The sequence below is a fragment of the Archangium sp. Cb G35 genome (assembly GCF_001896145.1).
Lineage (GTDB): Bacteria > Myxococcota > Myxococcia > Myxococcales > Myxococcaceae > Archangium > Archangium violaceum.
This window is the reverse complement of the sequence record NZ_MPOI01000015.1, coordinates 207,075-223,970: the sequence shown is the minus strand read 5'-3', so window position 1 is coordinate 223,970 and position 16,896 is coordinate 207,075. Positions and strand designations below refer to the sequence as shown.

Below are 16,896 nucleotides of genomic sequence, written 5' to 3'. Positions count from 1 at the left end.
GGATGCTCGCTGATAGCGAGAGGCACCCCAAAGGAGGCACGGCCATGGCGTCGAAGGGCAAGTCGAAGATTTTCACGCACCTCTGGTATGCGAAAGAGGCGGAGGAGGCAGCGAGGTTCTACGCCTCCATCTTCCCGGACTCGCGCGTCGACCAGGTGACGCCACTGCACAGCGACTCACCGAGCGGTCCGCCAGGCTCCGTGAAGGTCGTGGACTTCACGCTCCTGGGCCAGCGCTTCCAGGCAATCACCGCCGGGCCCCATCACGAGTTCAATGACGCCATCTCGATCGTCGTGCAGTGCGATGATCAGGCCGAGCTGGACCGTTATTGGAACGCCCTGCTGGAGGGAGGCGGCAAGGCGCAGGCTTGCGGCTGGCTCATCGACCGGTTCGGTCTGAGGTGGCAGATCGTCCCCGCGAGCCTGGACGAGATGATGCTCGTCAAGGATGCGGCCCGGTCGAAGCGGGTCTCCGACGAGCTCATGAAGATGGTCAAGATCGACATCGCGGCGCTCGAGAAGGCCTGGCGCGCCTGAGGCGGGAGGGCCGCTCCGCGAGCCAGACTGTCGACGAGCCCACGTCGCGCGGAATGCACGTTCGCGCCCCGAGCCGGGCTGTTATGGTCCCGGCCATGCCTCAGCTCATCGTCACCGCGGTCGGTCCCGATCGCCCCGGGCTCGTCGCCGATCTCACCCAGCATGTGTATGACGTTGGCGCCAGCCTCGCCGACAGCCGCATGGTCAATCTGCGCGGCCACTTCGCCCTGCTGGCCCTCATCGAGGGCTCCCCCGAGTCGCTCACCTCGCTCCGGCGCAAGCTCGAGGGCGACGGCACCCGGATGGGGCTCCGCCTCGAGATGTATGAGGCGGACACCGCCACCACCCGTGCTCCCGGCGGAGTTCCCTACCGGCTCAAGGTCTACAGCAACGATCAGCCTGGCATCGCCGCCCGCGTGACCGCGCTCCTGCGCCAGCACTCCGTCAATGTCGAGGAGCTGGAGACGCGGATCGAGTCGGCGCCCTTCGCGGGGACGCCACTCTTCGTGCTCGAGGGCGTGGTCACCCTTCCGTCAGGCACGAGCGTCCGCAAGATGCGTGAGGAGTTGGCGACGCTCGGTGAGAAGATCGGCTGCGACATCGATCTCGACACCATCTGAAGCAAGGCGTCCCAGCAGCCCCAACCGTCAGCGCACGAGGGAGTGCAGCCAGTTGCGGCGGCCCCGGGTGCGGCGCTCGATACCCGCCTCCAGGCGGGCCTCGAGCTCCTGGAGCCGCGGCCGGAGCCCCAGCCCGAACGGGCGGATGGCGCGCACCAGGCGCAAGAGCATCAGCGCGGGGAGCTCCATGAACCAGAGCGGGCCTTCGCAGAATGCGTCCAGATAGGCGGCTGCCACGGAGCGCCAGGTAGGCGGCCGGCCCTCCATGCACACGTAGAACACCCACGCGCAGAACGGCATCCAGAGCAGAAACGATACCGCGGCGGACCCGGCAATGGCCCCGAGCAGGCCCACGTGCTCCTCGATGGGCAGGGGGTAATAGAGCCAGGCGAATGCCCCATGGATGAACAGCAACCCGCTGGCGAGGGCGCCCACGAAGCGAAGACCCAGCAGCCAGCCCCGGGCCGGCCTGGGCTTGGGCGGCGTGGGGCGCGGAGGAACCGCGGGCGGTGACTCGGACGGGTCTGGTTCGGAGGACATGGGCGGTGGGCTGCATCGCCATTCTCCCCGAATGCACGGCGAGGGTCACCCCTGACATCCTTGCCCGGTTCAACGGGACATCGTCCGTGACACCGGCGTCGCGGTCTACGCCAGGGCTGGTGCGCGACTCCTCTGGAGAAAGGGCTGGAGAGAAGGCGGCACAGGGGTTGCTAACGCATGCGGACGCTTGCCTCCAACTTCCCCGGCAAGCTGTCAGGCCAACCCCATGCGAACCCCCGAATCCCATCACATCCATGCCAGTAACCGCTGGCGTTCGAAGCTCCGCCACTGGGCGGTGAAGTGCTCGCTGCTGATTGCCGCCGTTGGCTCCATCGCGACCTCTCCGGTGAGCTCTCCCTCGTTCGTCTCGCAGTTCCAGGGCACCCCCTTCGTGCTGACCCACGAGACGCCGAAGGTGTCGCGCACGCTCGTCATCTCCATCTCGATGGGGGAGACCGAACATACGGAGAACCATGGGAGTCTGACCATCGAAGGCACCGCACGATGGAGGCCGGCGAATCCTTCCGCTCCTGGCCAGCCCTGGGTGACGGCCCGGGTCGGAAGCGGCGAAGGGCAACCCTGGAGTGCGGCGGCCGTGCTCGATACCCCGGACGCACCGGTGCCGCTCCTGGTGATGGAGTCCCTGCAAGTGAACTGCAACACGGGGGACGTGTGCGAAATCCCCGTGACGGTCGAGTTCGAGTTCCAGGACGGCGGAATCGAGGGCACCGTGGAGATGGAGTGGAAAGCGACCTCGTCCATGGAACTCTGGAACGATGACGAGCTTCCCCAGGGCTATTCCGTCACGATCACCGAGCGCGGAGAGGAGCCCACCCCATGACAGCCTTCATCTCGAAATCGCTGCCCGCCACTGTGTTGCTCCTGTCCTGTGCGGTGGCCGGATGCGACAATCGTGTGGATGTGAATAACCTTCTGGCAGAGAAGGGGCTCGACGGCTCGCCCGTGGTGCTCGGTGCCTCTTCTCCCACGGCGCGCCGCCAGATCACCGTGGATGTTCGTCCCGCGAACGAGGAGCGCGGAGACATCCAATCCCTATCACTCGACTTCTCCATCAAGCCTTCGTTGCAGGGGGTGGGCTCCGAGGAGCACGGCCGCCCCTGGTTGCGAGCGCGTGTGCTGCAAGCGAGCGATGGGCTTGTCGTGACCGAAAGCCTCTGGGTTCTTGGCGAGCCGGGCTTCGAGGGCTATTTGAACGGCATCTACATCCCCGGGTGTACCAGGAAGGAGCATTGCGAAGCGGCCTATGTGCTCGAGCTCGAGCGACAGGGCCCCCCCACCGCGGGTGAGCTCCATCTCACGTGGAGAACCCAGGCCCGGCTCATCTGGACGGACCCCGACGAGAGCACCGTCGCGATGACGCTGAGGGAAGAGTAGGCCGTGGCGGAAGACCGGAGCTTCACTCAACGCATTCTGCCTGGCGATGGTCTTCTGCATCCGCTGGTGTTCGCGTCCGTGGCGCTGCTCGTGGTGAACGACCACGTCTTCAAGCTTCACTGCCCCTCGTGGTGGACGGGGAAGCTCTCGGACGTGGCGGGCCTCGCCTTCTTTCCCCTGCTGTTGCAGGGCTTGTGGGAGGTGGTGACCACGAGACGCGAGCGTCCCTTCCTGCCGTCCGTCCCCGTGCTGCTCACCTGTGTCGTCCTCACGGGCGTGGTGTTCTCCACGATCCAGGTGTGGGACGTGGCGGGGCTCGGATGGCAGTGGGGACTTGGAAGCTTGCAGTGGCCGGTGCGCGCGCTCGGCGCGCTCTGGCGCGGCGCGCACGTTCCTCACGTGGCTCCGGTGGCCCATACCGCGGACGTGGGCGATCTCCTGACGCTTCCGGCGCTCGGACTGCCGCTGTGGCTGGGCCGGGCGCGTTGCTATCGCGGTGACGAGGAGCAAGAAGGGAGACCCTCACCCTAGCCCTCTCCCAGGGGGAGAGGGGACATCCACGGGTCCTTGGCCACACCCAAGGACTTCGTGGACATTCCACAGCGCGGCAGGACTCGCTCTGCCGCCGGGCAACCGGGCGCTCTTCTTCTCCCTCCGGCCACCCGTCTCGAATGTGTATCTAACTTGTGGACATGTCCGAGACGTTCACCCACCTGGAGGTCGCGGGCCGTCCCATGCGCATCAGCCGGCCGGACAAGGTCTTCTTCTCCGCGCGCGGTGAGACGAAGCTCGACCTCATCGAGTACTACCTGGCCGTCGGGGAGGGCATGCTTCGCGGCGTCCACGAGCGCCCGTGTGCCCTCAAGCGCTACCCGGACGGGGCCGAAGGCGCGTTCTTCTTCCAGAAGCGGGTTCCAGCCGGCGCGCCCGAATGGCTCCAGACAGCCGAGGTGACGTTTCCCAGCGGCCGCAGCGCGGACGAGCTCTGCCCGGTGGACCTGGCGCACGTCGTGTGGGCGGTGAACCTCGGCTGTCTGGACTTCAACCCGCATCCGGTACGCCGGAGCGACCTCTCGCACCCGGACGAGCTCCGCATCGACCTCGACCCGCAGCCGGGCGTGCGCTTCTCCTCCGTGCGCGAGGTGGCCCTCTGCGTGCGCGAGGTGCTCGAGGCGCATGGGCTCGTGGGATACCCGAAGACGTCCGGGTCCCGGGGCATGCACGTCTATGTCCGGATCGCACCGCACTGGGACTTCACCGAGGTCCGCCACGCCGCGCTCGCGCTCGCGCGGGAGGTGGAGCGGCGCATGCCCCGCAAGGCGACGAGCGCCTGGTGGAAGAAGGAGCGCGGCCGGCGGGTGTTCGTGGACTTCAACCAGAATGCGAAGGACCGGACCATCGCGTCTGTCTATTCCGTGCGGGCCAACCCCGAAGCGCGCGTGTCCTGCCCGCTGCGCTGGGACGAGGTCGCGGACGTGGAGCCCGAGGAGCTCACGCTCGCCACGGTGCCCCGGCGCTACGAGAAACTCGGCGACGTCTGGGAGGAGATGGATGCGCGTGCCTTCACGCTCGACAGCCTGCTCGAGCTCTTCGAGCGGCAGAAGGCCGAGGGGCTCGGTGAAGCCCCCTTCCCTCCTCACTTCGAGAAACAGAAGGACGAACCACTCCGTGCGCCGCCCCGCGAGGGCGCTCTCCGCGCGAAACCGGCGCTCGCGGCCCGTGCGAAGCGGCAGCCGCGTCGCGGCGGAAGCCGTTGAGTCCGGGAACGGCGCATTCTAATGGGCGGGGGCCGCCCCGGGCCCGGCGGCGAAGACCTCGGCGAGCTCGGCCGGGACCGAGCGCTCCAATTGCGCGTAGGTGCACGAGCGCGGCGTCCGGTCCGGGCGCCACCTTCGGAAGTGCGTGGCGTGACGGAAGCGCATGCCCTGCATGTGGTCGTACGCCACCTCGACGACGAGCTCCAGACGCACGGCCTCCCAACTCACGTCGCGCCGCGCGCTCCAGCGGCTCTGGGCCCCCGGCATCCGGACGGTGGCATCCTCCACCTCCGCCCACTCGCGCCAGGGGTGCGTCTCCATCGCCCGCTTCCGGTACGGCTCGAGCTTCTTCGCGAGCTCCACCCGTTGCTTCGCGGCGAACCCCGTGGCGACGCCCGCGTGCTGCAGCGTACCGTGCTCATCGTAGAGGCCGAGCACCAACGAGCCGATGCCCTGGCCGTCCTTGTGCCAGCGGAAGCCACCGACGACGCAGTCCGCGGTGCGCTCGTGCTTCACCTTGTACATCTCGCGCTTGCCCTCCAGGTACGGCAGGGCGAGCGGCTTGACGACGACGCCATCGAGCCCGGCGCCCTCGAAGCGGCTGAACCAGGCCTCGGCCACCTCGCGGCTGCGCGTGGCCGGCGTGAGGTGGATGGGCGCACGGACACCCGCGAACGCTTTCTCGAGCAACGTCCTGCGCTCGTGGAAGGACAGCGGCCGCAAGTCCCGCTTGTCGAGCGCGAGCAGGTCGAACGCCACGAACGAGGCGGGCGTCTCCACCGCGAGCTTCCGGATGCGTGAAGCCGCCGGGTGGATGCGCTGCAACAGCGCGTCGAAATCGAGCCCGCCGTCCTCGCCCACGATGACGATTTCACCGTCGACGACGCAGCGGCGCGGCAGGTGCGTGCGGATCGACTCGACGAGCTCGGGGAAGTAGCGCGTCATCGGCCGCTCGTTGCGGCTGCCGAGGATGACCTCGTCTCCGTCGCGGTAGACGATGGCGCGGAATCCGTCCCATTTCGGCTCGTAGAGCACCTCGCCTTCCTCCGGGAGCTCTCGCACCAGACTGGCGAGCATGGGCGACACCGGAGGCATGACGGGCAGTTTCATGAAGCAAAGCTGGGCCCGGCCAGAACGGCGATCAACCCGGAGCACGGGCGGCCCCGCCGTCGAGGCCTGCTCGCTCGGCGACCAGTCCTGGCGTCAGTACTGGACGGTCGCGGTGTAGGCGAAGTGGTCGGAGCCGTACTTCTCCAGGCGCTCGGCGGGACCGGTGCCGATGCCACGGGTGACGTAGATCTGGTCGATGGGCACGCCGTCGACCCCCGCCGTCCGCAGGTGGTTCATCCCCGGGATGTCCTGCGAGAGCTGACGGTTGAAGTCGCCCACCAGGACGACGGGCAGCTCCCGCGAGAGCAGCTCCGCGACGACCTCGCGCACCACGGCGTTGTGCGTCCGCCAGCGCTCCTGGCGCTCGGGGTGCTCACCGTTCCAGGCGCCGGAGATGTAGTGGGTGTTGATGAACGCCAGCTTCGCGCCGGTGTCCAGGTTCTTCAGCACCACCCAGTTCACGAAGCGCGAGGGCGTCACCCCGGCCTCACCTCCGTGCGTGAGCCGGGAGCCGCCTCCCGTCCTCTCGTACTTGTTCTTGCGCCACGAGATGGCGATGGAGTTGCGGGCATCGAGCCGATTCTCACCAGGACGGTAGTGGTCGTAGTACTCGAGCGCGCCGAGCTTGGAATGGCCCTCGTCGGTGTCCACCTCCTGCCAGCCGATGACGTCCGCGAGCGGCCTGATGTTCGCGCTCCCGTGAAGGGTGTTGTGGGTCGCGACGGTGGTCGTCGTGGCGGCGAGCGCCACTGTCTCCTCCGGGCTGGTGGAGGGCATGAAGCCCAGGGAGATGAGCAGGCTGAGGACGGCCGAGGACAAGAGTTTGAGCATGGTTTCTTGGGGGGGTGGGCACCGGGCTGCATCACCCGGCGCGTTGGGGGGGAGCGAAGGGAGCCGGTCACTCCGGGCTGAGGAACTTGTTGACGACCGGGTTGTCCTGGGAGTCCCAGCCCAGCACGCCCAGGTACATGCCCCGGCGGCCTCCGTCGTCGGTCTGCGCGTCGAAGTTGATCGGACAGGGGCCGCTGCCGCACAGCCAGCCGTGGAAGAAGATCCGCTGCCCGCCGTCGAGCGCCTCGGCGATGTCCGCGCCGCCGGGGCCGCACACGCCGCCGGTGTTCCCATCCGTGAGCAGGGTGTGCTGCGTGACCTCGTTGAAGGCGTTGGTGCCCACGCCGTTGGCCCGCATCCAGATGGTCTCGTAGGTGCACTTGTTGTACGGCCCGCGCGAGGCGAACAGGAAATAGTCCCCGGCGCGCTTCACCAGGACCGGGTTCTCCACGATGCGGTCCGAGCGCAGCAGCTGACGGCTGGTGGCGCCGCTGGCCACGTGGGTGCCGGCGGCGTTGAGCCGGACGATGCGCAGCGACGAGGGCAACTGCTGCGTCTTGTAGAGCAGGAAGCGCGTCCCATCGCTGTCCTTGAACCCAGACGGGTCGATGACGCCGGCGTTCGTGAGGGGGCGGCCCGGAACGGTGTCGTCCGCGGTGGGGACGTCCGCCAGTCCCGGGCATACCAGCGGTCCGCCCGCGACCGGGGTGAACGGCCCGAGCGGCGAGCTGGCGGTGGCCGCCCCGATACAGCGCTGGTTGGCGCCCAGCCCGTCCACGGGAGCGGCGAAGTAGAGCACCCACTCGTTCGCGCTGATCCGCTCCAGGTCCGGGGCCCACATGCCGCCGCCCGTGGCCCACGAGGGCTTCGAGGTGAGGGCCGGACCCTCGGCCACCCAGGGACCGGAGGCGATGTTCCCCTGGGCCGACGGGACGAGGCTTCCGGTCGACATGCCGTAGAACTGGTTGTTGTGGCTGACCACGGACGGGTCCGCGAACCCAGCTCCCGGCGCGTACACGGGCCGGGGAGCAGCGCCTGCCTGAAGGGAGACGTTGAGGCAGACGACGAAGGCGGCGGATGCGCCAAGGGAGCGACGGCGGAGTGGCGTCATGGGGGGGAGTCCTCTCGAGCGCCACTTACCAGATTTCCTGCTTAAGTCGAATAGGCTCGTCTTTCTTGTTTGATACCAGACTCACACTCAGGCCCCCCGCCCATGCCCGCTTGTGTCCGGGCGAGCGACAGCCACGGGCCCGCCTTGTAGCCGCGCGCACCACGGACGAAGCCTCGCGAGCCGGGATTCCCTCTGGAATGCCTCGAGGCAGCGCATGGCATGGACGCTGCACAACCCGGCTTCGCCACACAGTCGAAGGTTTCCACCCCCCCGAAGCACCCAAGGAACCCACATGAAGCCCTTCCTGTCCCTCATCGGCGCGCTGTTCCTGCTCATCTCCATCCCCCTGTCCAACAGCCACGCGACCCCGTCGGCCAGGTTGGAGGAGGCCAATGCCAAGCTGCGCTATGAGATGACGGAGGCCATGCTCGAGGGTGCCGCGAAGCACGGCATCCAGATCTTCAGCGATGGCATTGTCTTCGCCTCGCGCGATGACGGCATGGTGGCCAATACGGGTGTCGCCGAGTTCGAGAACATCACCTACGATCACCTCGCGCGCGGTGCCGTCGTGGGCTTCACCTACTACTCGGGCTTCAACATCGAGCCGGGCTTCTACCGCACGTATGTCGTCCTCCCCAAGGGCGCCAAGACCGGCACCGCGTACCTGCTGAACGCGGAGGGCAAGGCGGTGCAGACGGCCACTGTCACGCCTACCGCCGAGCTGTCGGCGGCGCGCAAGTTCACCGGCTCCATCGGCTGGCGCCACGTCACGGTGGACTACCACGGCAAGCATGTGTCCATCGAAGTGACGGTCCGCTGGTAACCCACCGTCCCCTCTCCGCTGCGTAGACACTGGCCGCGCCCTTCCTCCTCACGGAGGAGGGACGCGGCCTTCTGCGTTCGTGCCTGATTCCTCGTGGCACATTTGTATCAGACTGATATATAGGGCGGCAGGAGAACATCGTGGCCCGAGAGAACACCTGCCAGTTCGCCATCCTGGGGATGCTGTGCCGGGAACCCATGAGCGGTTACGGCCTGCGCCAGACCATCGAGCGGACGGTGGGGCACTTCTGGCAGGAGAGCTACGGCAACCTGTACCCGACGCTGGAGCGGATGGAGGCGGAGGGGCTGGTCGCGCTCGACCGGGAGGAGCATTCGCCGGGCGGGCGGGTGCGCAAGGTGTACCGGGTGACGGCGGACGGGCGGCGGGTGCTCTCGGAGTGGCTGCGGCGGCCCGTGGTGCCCCACGTGGAGCGCAACGAGCTGCTGCTCAAGCTCTTCTTCGGGGGCCGGGTGGGGCCGGAGGACTCGCTGGCACACGTGGAGCGCAGCCGGGCCGAGGCAGAGGGGTTGCTGGCCACGCTGCGGCTCATCGACGAGGACGTCCGCCGCTCGCGCGAGGGCCACCCGGAGCTGCCCTACTGGCACCTGTCCATTCGCGCGGGGCTGCTCGGCCTGGAGGCGCACCTGCGCTGGTGCGACGAGGCCCAGGAGACACTCCAGCGCATGGCGCACACGAAGGATTCGAAGAAGAAGGGGGTAGTGGGATGAGCGGGAGAGAAGACTCGCGGCGCGTGCAGGTGTTCCTGCCATGGCTCGCCCTGGTGGGCGGGGCCGGCATGTCGATGCTCTTGAATTCGCGGGGGTCGCTGCTGCCCGGCTGGTTGATGGGCGCCTTGTTTCTCTTCTTCGTCCGCCAGCAGCGGCCGGGGGTGGGGTTCGCCGGCATCCTCTGCGTGAACACCCTCGCCACGGGCCTGGTGAACCTGGAGGTGTTCCCCGGATCCGCCGCGGGCAGTTTCGGGATGGCCTTTGGCGGCGCGCTCTTCATGGCGCTGGTGTTCCTGGCGGACCGGCTCATCGTGGGGCCGAGGGCATCCTTCGCGGGGACGCTCTTCCTCCCGGCGGCGATGACGTGGCTGGAGCTCTTCAGCAGTCAGGGCAGCCCGTTCGGCACCTGGGGCTCGCTGGCCTACACGCAGGCGGGCGCCCCCGTGCTGGTGCAGCTCGTGTCGGTGACGGGACTGTGGGGCCTGACGTTCCTCCTGGTGTGGTTCGCCTCCGTGGCCAACTGGGCCTTCGAGCACCGGGACGAGGGGCGCCGCGTGCTGCCGGGAGTGGCGGTGTTCGCGGGCGTGCTCGGGGTCATCCTCGCGTTCGGCACGCTGCGGCTCGCGAGGGCGGGGAGCGTGGGCGAGCCCGTGCGGGTCGCGGGCATCACGGTGGCGGGGGAGGTGGCCGCGGGACGCGAGGCGGGGCTGTCCCGGCTCATCCAGGGAGGGTCCTTTGGTGACGAGGACTGGCGAGCCTTCGCCGAGGCCTCGGGTGCGGTGAACGAGGAGTTGTTGCGCCTGTCGGAGCGCGAGGCCGGGCGAGGGGCGAAGCTCATCCTCTGGTCCGAGGGCAACGCGGTGGTGCTGGCCGATCAACTGCCGGCCCTGCTCTCCCGGGGGAGCGCCCTGGCGCGCGAGCGGAGCGTGTGGCTCGGCATGGCGGTGGCGAGCATGGAGCCCTCGGCGGAGCGCATGTTGCGCAATGAGCTCATCCTGGTGGGGCCCGATGGGAACGTGGCTTGGCGCTACGTGAAGGCCCGGCCGGTCCCGGGGTGGGAAGCGGACCACTCCATCGCTGGGAGCAAGGAGGTGCCGGTGCTGCGCGACTCGAGCGTGGGGAACGTGGGAGGCGCCATCTGCTTCGATGGAGACTTCCCGGCGGATTTCGCCGGCCCCACGTCGCGTGGGCTCGAGCTGCTGCTGCTGCCAGCGAGCGACTGGCGAGCCATCAGCTCGCTGCACATGCGGCAGGCGATGTTCCGCGCGGTGGAGCAGGGCTTCAGCATGTTGCGGCAGGCGAACCAGGGCCTGTCGGGGGCGGTGGATGGCTACGGGCGCGTGTATGGCGAGCTGGACCACTTCACGACGGAGGAGCGGGTGTTGCGCGCGGAGCTGCCGGTGGGGCGGGTGCCCACGCTCTACTCGCGCATCGGCGATTCCGTGGGGCTGCTCTCGGGCCTGGTCACGCTGGGGTGGGTGGGCTGGGCCGTCGTGAGGGGGCTTGCCCGGCGGTGGCGTGCACGTGAGAGGCTTCACGCGCAGCCAAACGCATGAAGCCGGCGGCGAGTCTCACTGTGGAGGCGGAGGCACGGGCTCCTCGATGGGCTGATAGGGCAGCTCCAGCGTGAACGTGGCGCCACGCCCGGGCCCGTCACTGTGGACCGTCAGCGAGCCTCCCAGTTCCTGGGCCGCCACGGCACTCGAGTGCAGACCGAAACCGTGCCCTTCCTTCCGGGTGGTGAAGCCATACTGGAAGATGCGTGTGAGCAGCTCCTGGGAAATGCCCATGCCATTGTCCTGGATGGCGATGCGCACGCGGTCGGGCACGGGCAGCTCCAGCGTCACGCTCAGGATGCGCTGCTCCGCCGGCACCCCATCCATGGCGTACTTCGCGTTGCTGATGAGATTGACCAGGATCATCAGCACCTTGTGCTTGTCCGTCATCACGGGAGGCAGGAAGGGCACTTGCCGGACTTCCTTCACCTGGTGACGGGTGAGCGCGGCCGCGTTGATGCGCAGCGCATCGTCCACCAGTGACGCCAGCAGGACGGGCTCGCTCATCCGCGGGGTGCGGGCATGACTCTGCTGCACCTTGACGATGTCGCCGATGTGCTCCGTGTACCGGCCCACATCCTCCAGCAGGGTGGAGATCTCCTGGCGCTCCTTCAGCAGGTTCTGTCCCAGCTTGCCCAGGAAGGGCAGGACGTTGCGCCCGCGCTCGTCCTCGGTGACGAAGCGCTGGAGGTCCGCCTGGTTCTCCTCGAGCAGGGTGGCCACCTTGCTCACGTGCTCCAACCGCAGCTCGCCCATCCGGCTCCGTGCCAGCTGGGAGGAGGTGTAGACGCTGTTGAGCACATTGCCCACGTTGTGCAGCACGTTGGTGGCGATCTCCGCCATTCCCGCCTGCCGCGCCGTCTGCACGAGCTGTCCGTGGACCGTCTTCAGCTCCCGGGTGCGCTCCTCGACACGTTGCTCCAGTCCCTCGTTGGCCTGCCGCAGCTGCGCCTCCCGCTGCTGGAGCTTGTCGGCCATGAGCCGGAAGGCCCCCGCCAGTTGACCCAGCTCGTCCTCGCGCGAGGCGTCCAGCGCCACCTGGAAGTCCCCGGACGCCACCCGGTGGGTGGCCTCGGTGAACACCCGCAGCGGTTGGGAGATATGCCGCTGGAGCACCAGGTACATGATGACCAGCTCCAGCAGCAGGGACGCCAGGCCGAACAGCAGCACATAGCGCGCCGACCTCCAGGCGGAGGCGGTCACCACGCTCTTGGGCAGCACCGTGACGAAGTTCCAGTCCGGCCCCTGCAGCCGGGCCACGGCGATGTACTCGTCGTATTCAGGGAGCTCCAGGATGTCTTCGCCGGGCTGACGGTTCCGTACCTTCTCGAAGAGGCTCCGCAGGTGGGCCCTCTCCCCTTCGGAAGCGAGCCGAGGGGGAATCCCACCGGCTTGTGAAGCGGTGCCCAGGATGTCGTAGCCCATGGTGGCGCCCCGCATGTCCAGCGCGGGATGAGCGATGAGCTGGCCGTCATCCCGCACGAGCAGGTTGTAGGTGCCGGGCAGGTGGTCGTTGATGGAGCGGTCCATCAGCTGATCCAGCGAGATGTCGTGGGAGAACGACGCGGCATGGCGCCCCTCCATGTCCAGCGGGGTGCTCGCCGTGACCAGCCAGCTCTGGGTGGGGGAATACAGATAGCTGCCGGTCCAGACCGTTTGCCGCCGCGGGCTCTTCTCGGGAGTGGTGATGGTGAACAACTCGTATTCGAGCGTCGGGTCATCCGTCGGGAGATCCAGGGCCCATCTGGGCCTCTCGGGCCAGAACGTGAGGACCGGTCCCTCTACCAGGGTGACGTAGGTATCCGTGAAGCGGACGGAAAAGGCGGGCCCGTACTGCGTGATGACGTCGTGGGCGGCCAGGATGCGGCGGCGCAGCTCCGTATCGAGCTTCACGCCGGGGGGGACGAAGAGGCCCACCATCCTCAGTCCATCGAAGCCCTCGGCGCGGGAGCGGACGGTGCCATCCGGCCATGGGGTGAACAGGCTGTCGAAGCGTGGATCCGGATCCTGCTGGCTCCAGGCCTGGATGCGCTCCTCCAGGGCCTTCACGAGAAGCGCATGATTGTCCCGCGCCAGCAGGAAGATGGCCTCCTCTCGCTGGCTGCGCTCCGCCACATGCCGCGCCAGTTGCTGGATGGCGTCCTCCCGCAGCGTGTGGAACATGTGCAGGTAGCTGGCGAGCGTGGTCAGGGCGATGAGGATGCCGATGCGCACGCCCATCTGGATGAGGGTCGAGCGAGCCAGCGAAGCGGGTCGGAGAGGGGGGTCTGCCATTCGGGAATGGATCAACCGCGACCAGAGCGGGATCTTTCCCTCGCTCAGGCGCTCCAGGGTTTGTTCAGCGTCTGTCAGGCTCTTGAGGGGCGCGCAGCAGGGAGCCCGCCAGGCATCGGCCTCCCCACTCGCCGGGTGCACGAGGAGCTGACCAGGAGCCCGCCTGGCGTGGGCTCCCCTGGCAGCCGTGTGCCGATGCGCTCAGGTCTGGCGGCCGTGCGCCGACGCGGTCAGTTGCGAGGTATCGACGCGGACGAAGATCGAATCACCCACCGCGGTCAGCACATCGCCGGCATGGACCTCACAGAGGACGCGGCTCTTGCGGCCGAGCTCGCCTTCGACACGCGCACGCAAGGTCAGCTTCACCCCCATGGGCGTGGGCTTGAGGAACTTCACACCGAGGCTGCCGGTGACGCATTCGATTCGCGGCAGGCTGCCGGGTGCGCGGCCCTCGGCGCGGTAGTGGTAGGCCATCGCGGTCCAGTTCGAGTGGCAGTCGACCAGCATGGCGATGAGGCCGCCGTACACCAACTGGGGCCAACCCGTGTACTTGTCTTCGGGGGTGTGCTCGGTGATGACGTGGACACCGTCATCATGCCAGTAGCTCTGGATATGCAGGCCGTGCGGATTACTGCAGCCACAGCCGTAGCAGATGCCTTCTGGCGCGGCGATCTCCTGCAAAGATGCGATTCCCATGGATGGCCCTCGTCTGGCTCGAAGCAGGAAGAAGCTATCGGCTTTGGGCGCTCTCAGGGAGCCGCTCGAGCATCAGGCTCGGCTCGCCCTTGTACGTGCCACGCGCGAACTCGCGGAACCCGCACCTGTGCGCGACCTTGACCGAGGCCTCGTTCTTCGGGTCGATGAGGCACACCACGCGCTCCGGGCCGAACCGTTGCTCCGTCCACCGCAGCGCCCCGCTCACGGCCTCCGTGGCGAACCCCTTTCCCTGGGCCCACGGAGCCAACACCCATCCCGCCTCCTTGGCACCGCCGAGCGAGGGCTGGATGTCCCGCCGGAAGTCCGCGAGCCCCACCTCGCCGACGAACCGGCCCGTGCTCTTCTCGCGCACTACCCAATAGCCGAACCCCAGCAGCTGCCAGTGGCCCACGTTGCGCAACAGGCGGAACCACGTCTCCTCGGAAGTGGACGGCTTGCCGGTGATGTACCGGACGACCTGCGGGTCCGACCACAGCGAGTGGGACTCCTCGAAGTCCTCAAGTCTCGAGCAGCGCATCGTGAGGCGCTCGGTTTCGATGTCGGAACTGATGATGGTGGGCACGGGCTCCCCTCCTGTGCGGTTCCCGGCACCGTGACACCAGGACCGGCACGGCACAAGCCTACAGGTCCAACGACTCCTCCCCTCCGGGCCCGCACTCGGACAAGCTGTACGCCATGAAGACTGAATTCATCCTGCTCCGCCACGGTGAGACGGAGTGGAACACCCTGGGGCGTCTGCAAGGACACCGGGACAGTGCACTGAGCGCCAGGGGCCTGCGTCAAGCGGACGCACTCGCCGTGCGCCTCGCATCCGTCCCCTTCCAGGCGCTCTACTGCAGTGACCTGGGACGCGCGCGGGAGACGGCGCGCTGCATCGCCGCGCGCACGGGCCATCCCGTCCTCGAAGATGGGCGCCTGCGCGAGCGGGGCCTGGGCATCCTGGAAGGGCTCACGCGGGACGAGGCGGGCCAGCGCCACCCCGAGGTGTTCGCGGAGTACGCGGCAGGCGGGCCTGACTTCACCATCCCCGGGGGCGAGAGCGCTTCCCAGCGGCTCCGCCATGCGGTCGAGTGCCTGGAGGAGCTCGGAGCCCGCCACGTGGGAGCGCGCGTCGTGGTGGTCACCCATGGAGGCGTCCTCAGCAGCCTGTTCCGGCACTGCCTGGGGATTCCGGCTGGCGCGCCGCGCGCCTTCTCCGTGCTCAACGCCAGCTGGAGCCAGTTCGACTACCACCAGGGCGCCTTCCGGTTGGTGACCTGGGGCGACGTGAACCACCTGAGGGACACCAGCCGCGACGACACTTGAATGGAAGGATCCGCCTCCTTGAATCCACCCATCGTCATGACCCGTTCCGGTCAGGTCCGCGGCAGAGTGGACCAGGGCATCACCCGCTTCCTGGGCATTCCCTACGCCGCCCCGCCGCTCGGAGAGGCGCGATTCCAGCCTCCGCGGCCCCCCGTCCCCTGGGAGGGCGTGCGAGACGCCACCGCGCCAGGGCCCACCGCGCCGCAACTCCATGGCGCCTTTCCAGGGCTCGAGCTCACCCCAGTGGTGGGAAGCGGTTGGCGGCGTGGGGACGACTTCCTGAACGTGAATGTCGCCACACCGGACATCGCGGCCCGGGGGCTGCCGGTCCTGGTCTTCATTCACGGCGGAGGCTTCGTGGGCGGCAGCAACGACGCCACCGTGCAGGACGGCACGGGGTTCGCACGCTCGGGCGTGGTCTGCGTGGCCCTCAACTACCGGCTGGGCGTGGAGGGATTCCTCCCCATCCCGGGCGCTCCCACCAACCTGGGCCTGAGGGATCAGCTCGCCGCGCTGGGTTGGGTGCGGGAGAACATCGCGGCCTTTGGCGGAGACCCCACGAACGTGACTGTCTTTGGCGAGTCCGCGGGCGCCATGTCGGTCGCCAACCTCATGACCTCTCCCCTGGCGAAGGGCTTGTTCCGCCGGGCGATCGTCCAGAGCGGCCATGGTTCGATGGTCCGCGCACCCGGGAGCGCCGCGCGGCTGGTGCACCAACTGGCCAGGCGCCTGGGCGTCACGCCCGACGTCGAGGGCTTCCGCCGCCGCACGGTCGAGCAATGCCTCGCCGCGCTCGCCAAGGTCTCACGTCCCCTGTCCTTCCTCGACCTGCGCGACGAGCGGGGACTCGATGCCGCGTTCGGCTTGAGCCGCTTCCTTCCGGTCCATGGCGACGATGTCCTGCCCGAGCCACCACTCGAGGCGCTCGCGAAGGGTGCTGGCGCCGAAGTGGAGCTGCTGATCGGCACGAACGCCCAGGAGATGAACCTGTACTTCGTGCCAACGGGGGTGCGGCGCGGGATACCCGGCTGGCTGGCGGCGCTGATGCTCAGCCGCTCGGTGCGAGGCGCACGGGCCATCCTCGACGCCTATGGTCTGAAGAAGAAGGGCCGGCGCCCGGGCGAGGCCCTGACCGAGGCCATGCACGATCTGGTCTTCCGCTGGCCCGCGCGTCAGTTCGCGGCGGCCCACCGTGGCACCACCCACTTCTACGAGTTTGGCTGGCGCTCACCGGCGTGTGGAGGAGAGCTGGGCGCATGCCATGGACTCGAGCTGCCCTTCGTCTTCGACACGCTGGCGAGCTGCACGGGTCCGAACGGGCTGGTGGGAAGCGCTCCGCCGCAGGCGCTCGCCGATCGCATCCATCGGCTCTGGGCCGGCTTCGCGACCGACGGCAAGCTGCCCTGGCCCGAGTATGACGCCCGGACGCGGCAGGTGTGCGCGCTGGAGACGGGTGAGACGTTCACCGACGCCTCCCTGCCCGCGGAACGGTATCTGCCGCGAACTCCCTGATCGAGGGCCATGCGACGCTTCACGAGCGGCGTCAAACTCCGGGGTCGGCCGCCGGGCCGTCTCAGGCCTCTCCAACCTCGG

18 protein-coding genes are annotated in these 16,896 nt (G+C 68.3%); 11 read left to right on the top strand and 7 right to left on the bottom strand.

The genetic code is table 11. From position 1 onward, the window contains the following. The first annotated feature begins 44 nt into the window (after positions 1–44). Both BO221_RS39775 and BO221_RS39770 read left to right on the top strand, forming a co-directional pair. Complete coding sequence (locus BO221_RS39775) at positions 45–536, top strand: VOC family protein (RefSeq protein ID WP_073566139.1); 492 nt, start codon at positions 45–47, stop codon at positions 534–536. A 95-nt stretch (positions 537–631) separates the two neighbouring features. Further along, on the top strand, positions 632–1,156 hold the full coding sequence (locus tag BO221_RS39770) for a glycine cleavage system protein R (RefSeq protein ID WP_158079996.1): 525 nt from the start codon (positions 632–634) through the stop codon (positions 1,154–1,156). 27 nt (positions 1,157–1,183) lie between these two features. Here BO221_RS39770 and BO221_RS39765 read toward each other — a convergent pair whose 3' ends face one another. Further along, on the bottom strand, positions 1,184–1,696 hold the full coding sequence (locus BO221_RS39765) for a hypothetical protein (protein ID WP_073566137.1): 513 nt from the start codon (positions 1,694–1,696) through the stop codon (positions 1,184–1,186). A 226-nt stretch (positions 1,697–1,922) separates the two neighbouring features. On the opposite strand from BO221_RS39765, the gene BO221_RS39760 reads away from it, so the two are divergent. The 4 genes from BO221_RS39760 (at position 1,923) to ligD (ending at position 4,848) form a co-directional block, all read left to right on the top strand. Next, entirely contained in the window at positions 1,923–2,537 is a 615-nt protein-coding gene (locus BO221_RS39760) for a hypothetical protein (RefSeq protein WP_143195954.1), read from the top strand. Beyond that, positions 2,534–3,091 carry a hypothetical protein gene (locus BO221_RS39755; RefSeq protein ID WP_073566135.1) on the top strand — a complete coding sequence of 186 codons (558 nt, stop codon included), beginning with the start codon at positions 2,534–2,536 and terminating at the stop codon, positions 3,089–3,091. Before BO221_RS39760 ends, BO221_RS39755 begins: the two co-directional genes overlap by 4 nt. Positions 3,092–3,094: 3 nt before the next feature. After that, positions 3,095–3,622: a hypothetical protein gene (locus tag BO221_RS39750; RefSeq protein WP_073566134.1), complete on the top strand. Its 528-nt coding sequence runs from the start codon at positions 3,095–3,097 to the stop codon at positions 3,620–3,622. A 161-nt stretch (positions 3,623–3,783) separates the two neighbouring features. Next, on the top strand, positions 3,784–4,848 hold the full coding sequence (ligD, locus tag BO221_RS39745) for a non-homologous end-joining DNA ligase (protein WP_073566133.1): 1,065 nt from the start codon (positions 3,784–3,786) through the stop codon (positions 4,846–4,848). A gap of 18 nt (positions 4,849–4,866) precedes the next feature. Here ligD and BO221_RS39740 read toward each other — a convergent pair whose 3' ends face one another. From BO221_RS39740 to BO221_RS39730, 3 genes are all read right to left on the bottom strand, one after another. Beyond that, positions 4,867–5,958, bottom strand: a complete 1,092-nt coding sequence (locus BO221_RS39740) for an ATP-dependent DNA ligase (protein WP_198956280.1) — start codon at positions 5,956–5,958, stop codon at positions 4,867–4,869. A gap of 93 nt (positions 5,959–6,051) precedes the next feature. Further along, positions 6,052–6,789 carry an endonuclease/exonuclease/phosphatase family protein gene (locus BO221_RS39735; protein WP_073566131.1) on the bottom strand — a complete coding sequence of 246 codons (738 nt, stop codon included), beginning with the start codon at positions 6,787–6,789 and terminating at the stop codon, positions 6,052–6,054. Positions 6,790–6,856: 67 nt separating this feature from the next. Continuing rightward, positions 6,857–7,900, bottom strand: coding sequence for a glycoside hydrolase family 43 protein (locus tag BO221_RS39730; protein WP_073566130.1), 1,044 nt, complete (start codon positions 7,898–7,900; stop codon positions 6,857–6,859). A gap of 292 nt (positions 7,901–8,192) precedes the next feature. Here BO221_RS39730 and BO221_RS39725 point away from each other — a divergent pair, with 292 nt between their 5' ends. From BO221_RS39725 to BO221_RS39715, 3 genes are all read left to right on the top strand, one after another. After that, entirely contained in the window at positions 8,193–8,723 is a 531-nt protein-coding gene (locus BO221_RS39725; protein WP_073566129.1) for a hypothetical protein, read from the top strand. A gap of 140 nt (positions 8,724–8,863) precedes the next feature. Next, the gene (locus BO221_RS57465) at positions 8,864–9,451 is read left to right on the top strand and encodes a PadR family transcriptional regulator (RefSeq protein ID WP_073566128.1); all 588 of its coding nucleotides are present in this window, start codon (positions 8,864–8,866) and stop codon (positions 9,449–9,451) included. Continuing rightward, positions 9,448–11,007, top strand: a complete 1,560-nt coding sequence (locus BO221_RS39715; RefSeq protein WP_073566127.1) for a nitrilase-related carbon-nitrogen hydrolase — start codon at positions 9,448–9,450, stop codon at positions 11,005–11,007. Before BO221_RS57465 ends, BO221_RS39715 begins: the two co-directional genes overlap by 4 nt. Before the next feature lie 15 nt (positions 11,008–11,022). Here BO221_RS39715 and BO221_RS39710 read toward each other — a convergent pair whose 3' ends face one another. The 3 genes from BO221_RS39710 to BO221_RS39700 all read right to left on the bottom strand — a co-directional run bounded on the left by BO221_RS39710 (position 11,023) and on the right by BO221_RS39700 (position 14,560). Next, positions 11,023–13,281, bottom strand: coding sequence for a PAS domain-containing sensor histidine kinase (locus tag BO221_RS39710; RefSeq protein WP_073566126.1), 2,259 nt, complete (start codon positions 13,279–13,281; stop codon positions 11,023–11,025). Positions 13,282–13,482: 201 nt separating this feature from the next. After that, positions 13,483–13,977 (bottom strand): PaaI family thioesterase, encoded by a 495-nt coding sequence (locus tag BO221_RS39705; RefSeq protein WP_073566125.1) that lies wholly within the window; start codon positions 13,975–13,977, stop codon positions 13,483–13,485. 34 nt (positions 13,978–14,011) lie between these two features. Continuing rightward, complete coding sequence (locus tag BO221_RS39700) at positions 14,012–14,560, bottom strand: GNAT family N-acetyltransferase (protein ID WP_233166468.1); 549 nt, start codon at positions 14,558–14,560, stop codon at positions 14,012–14,014. 113 nt (positions 14,561–14,673) lie between these two features. Between BO221_RS39700 and BO221_RS39695 the strand changes: the two genes are divergently transcribed. Together BO221_RS39695 and BO221_RS39690 are read left to right on the top strand one after the other, a co-directional pair. Beyond that, complete coding sequence (locus BO221_RS39695; protein ID WP_073566124.1) at positions 14,674–15,303, top strand: histidine phosphatase family protein; 630 nt, start codon at positions 14,674–14,676, stop codon at positions 15,301–15,303. A gap of 18 nt (positions 15,304–15,321) precedes the next feature. Next, positions 15,322–16,815 (top strand): carboxylesterase/lipase family protein, encoded by a 1,494-nt coding sequence (locus tag BO221_RS39690; protein WP_198956279.1) that lies wholly within the window; start codon positions 15,322–15,324, stop codon positions 16,813–16,815. The last annotated feature ends 81 nt before the right edge of the window (positions 16,816–16,896 follow it).

Bases quoted from the DNA above. Each gene is read 5' to 3' on its own strand.
- BO221_RS39775 (WP_073566139.1), top strand. From the start codon at position 45: ATGGCGTCGAAGGGCAAGTCGAAGATTTTCACGCACCTCTGGTATGCG.
- BO221_RS39770 (WP_158079996.1), top strand. From the start codon at position 632: ATGCCTCAGCTCATCGTCACCGCGGTCGGTCCCGATCGCCCCGGGCTC.
- BO221_RS39765 (WP_073566137.1), bottom strand. From the start codon at position 1,696: ATGTCCTCCGAACCAGACCCGTCCGAGTCACCGCCCGCGGTTCCTCCG.
- BO221_RS39760 (WP_143195954.1), top strand. From the start codon at position 1,923: ATGCGAACCCCCGAATCCCATCACATCCATGCCAGTAACCGCTGGCGT.
- BO221_RS39755 (WP_073566135.1), top strand. From the start codon at position 2,534: ATGACAGCCTTCATCTCGAAATCGCTGCCCGCCACTGTGTTGCTCCTG.
- ligD (WP_073566133.1), top strand. From the start codon at position 3,784: ATGTCCGAGACGTTCACCCACCTGGAGGTCGCGGGCCGTCCCATGCGC.
- BO221_RS39740 (WP_198956280.1), bottom strand. From the start codon at position 5,958: ATGAAACTGCCCGTCATGCCTCCGGTGTCGCCCATGCTCGCCAGTCTG.
- BO221_RS39735 (WP_073566131.1), bottom strand. From the start codon at position 6,789: ATGCTCAAACTCTTGTCCTCGGCCGTCCTCAGCCTGCTCATCTCCCTG.
- BO221_RS39730 (WP_073566130.1), bottom strand. From the start codon at position 7,900: ATGACGCCACTCCGCCGTCGCTCCCTTGGCGCATCCGCCGCCTTCGTC.
- BO221_RS39725 (WP_073566129.1), top strand. From the start codon at position 8,193: ATGAAGCCCTTCCTGTCCCTCATCGGCGCGCTGTTCCTGCTCATCTCC.
- BO221_RS39715 (WP_073566127.1), top strand. From the start codon at position 9,448: ATGAGCGGGAGAGAAGACTCGCGGCGCGTGCAGGTGTTCCTGCCATGG.
- BO221_RS39710 (WP_073566126.1), bottom strand. From the start codon at position 13,281: ATGGCAGACCCCCCTCTCCGACCCGCTTCGCTGGCTCGCTCGACCCTC.
- BO221_RS39705 (WP_073566125.1), bottom strand. From the start codon at position 13,977: ATGGGAATCGCATCTTTGCAGGAGATCGCCGCGCCAGAAGGCATCTGC.
- BO221_RS39695 (WP_073566124.1), top strand. From the start codon at position 14,674: ATGAAGACTGAATTCATCCTGCTCCGCCACGGTGAGACGGAGTGGAAC.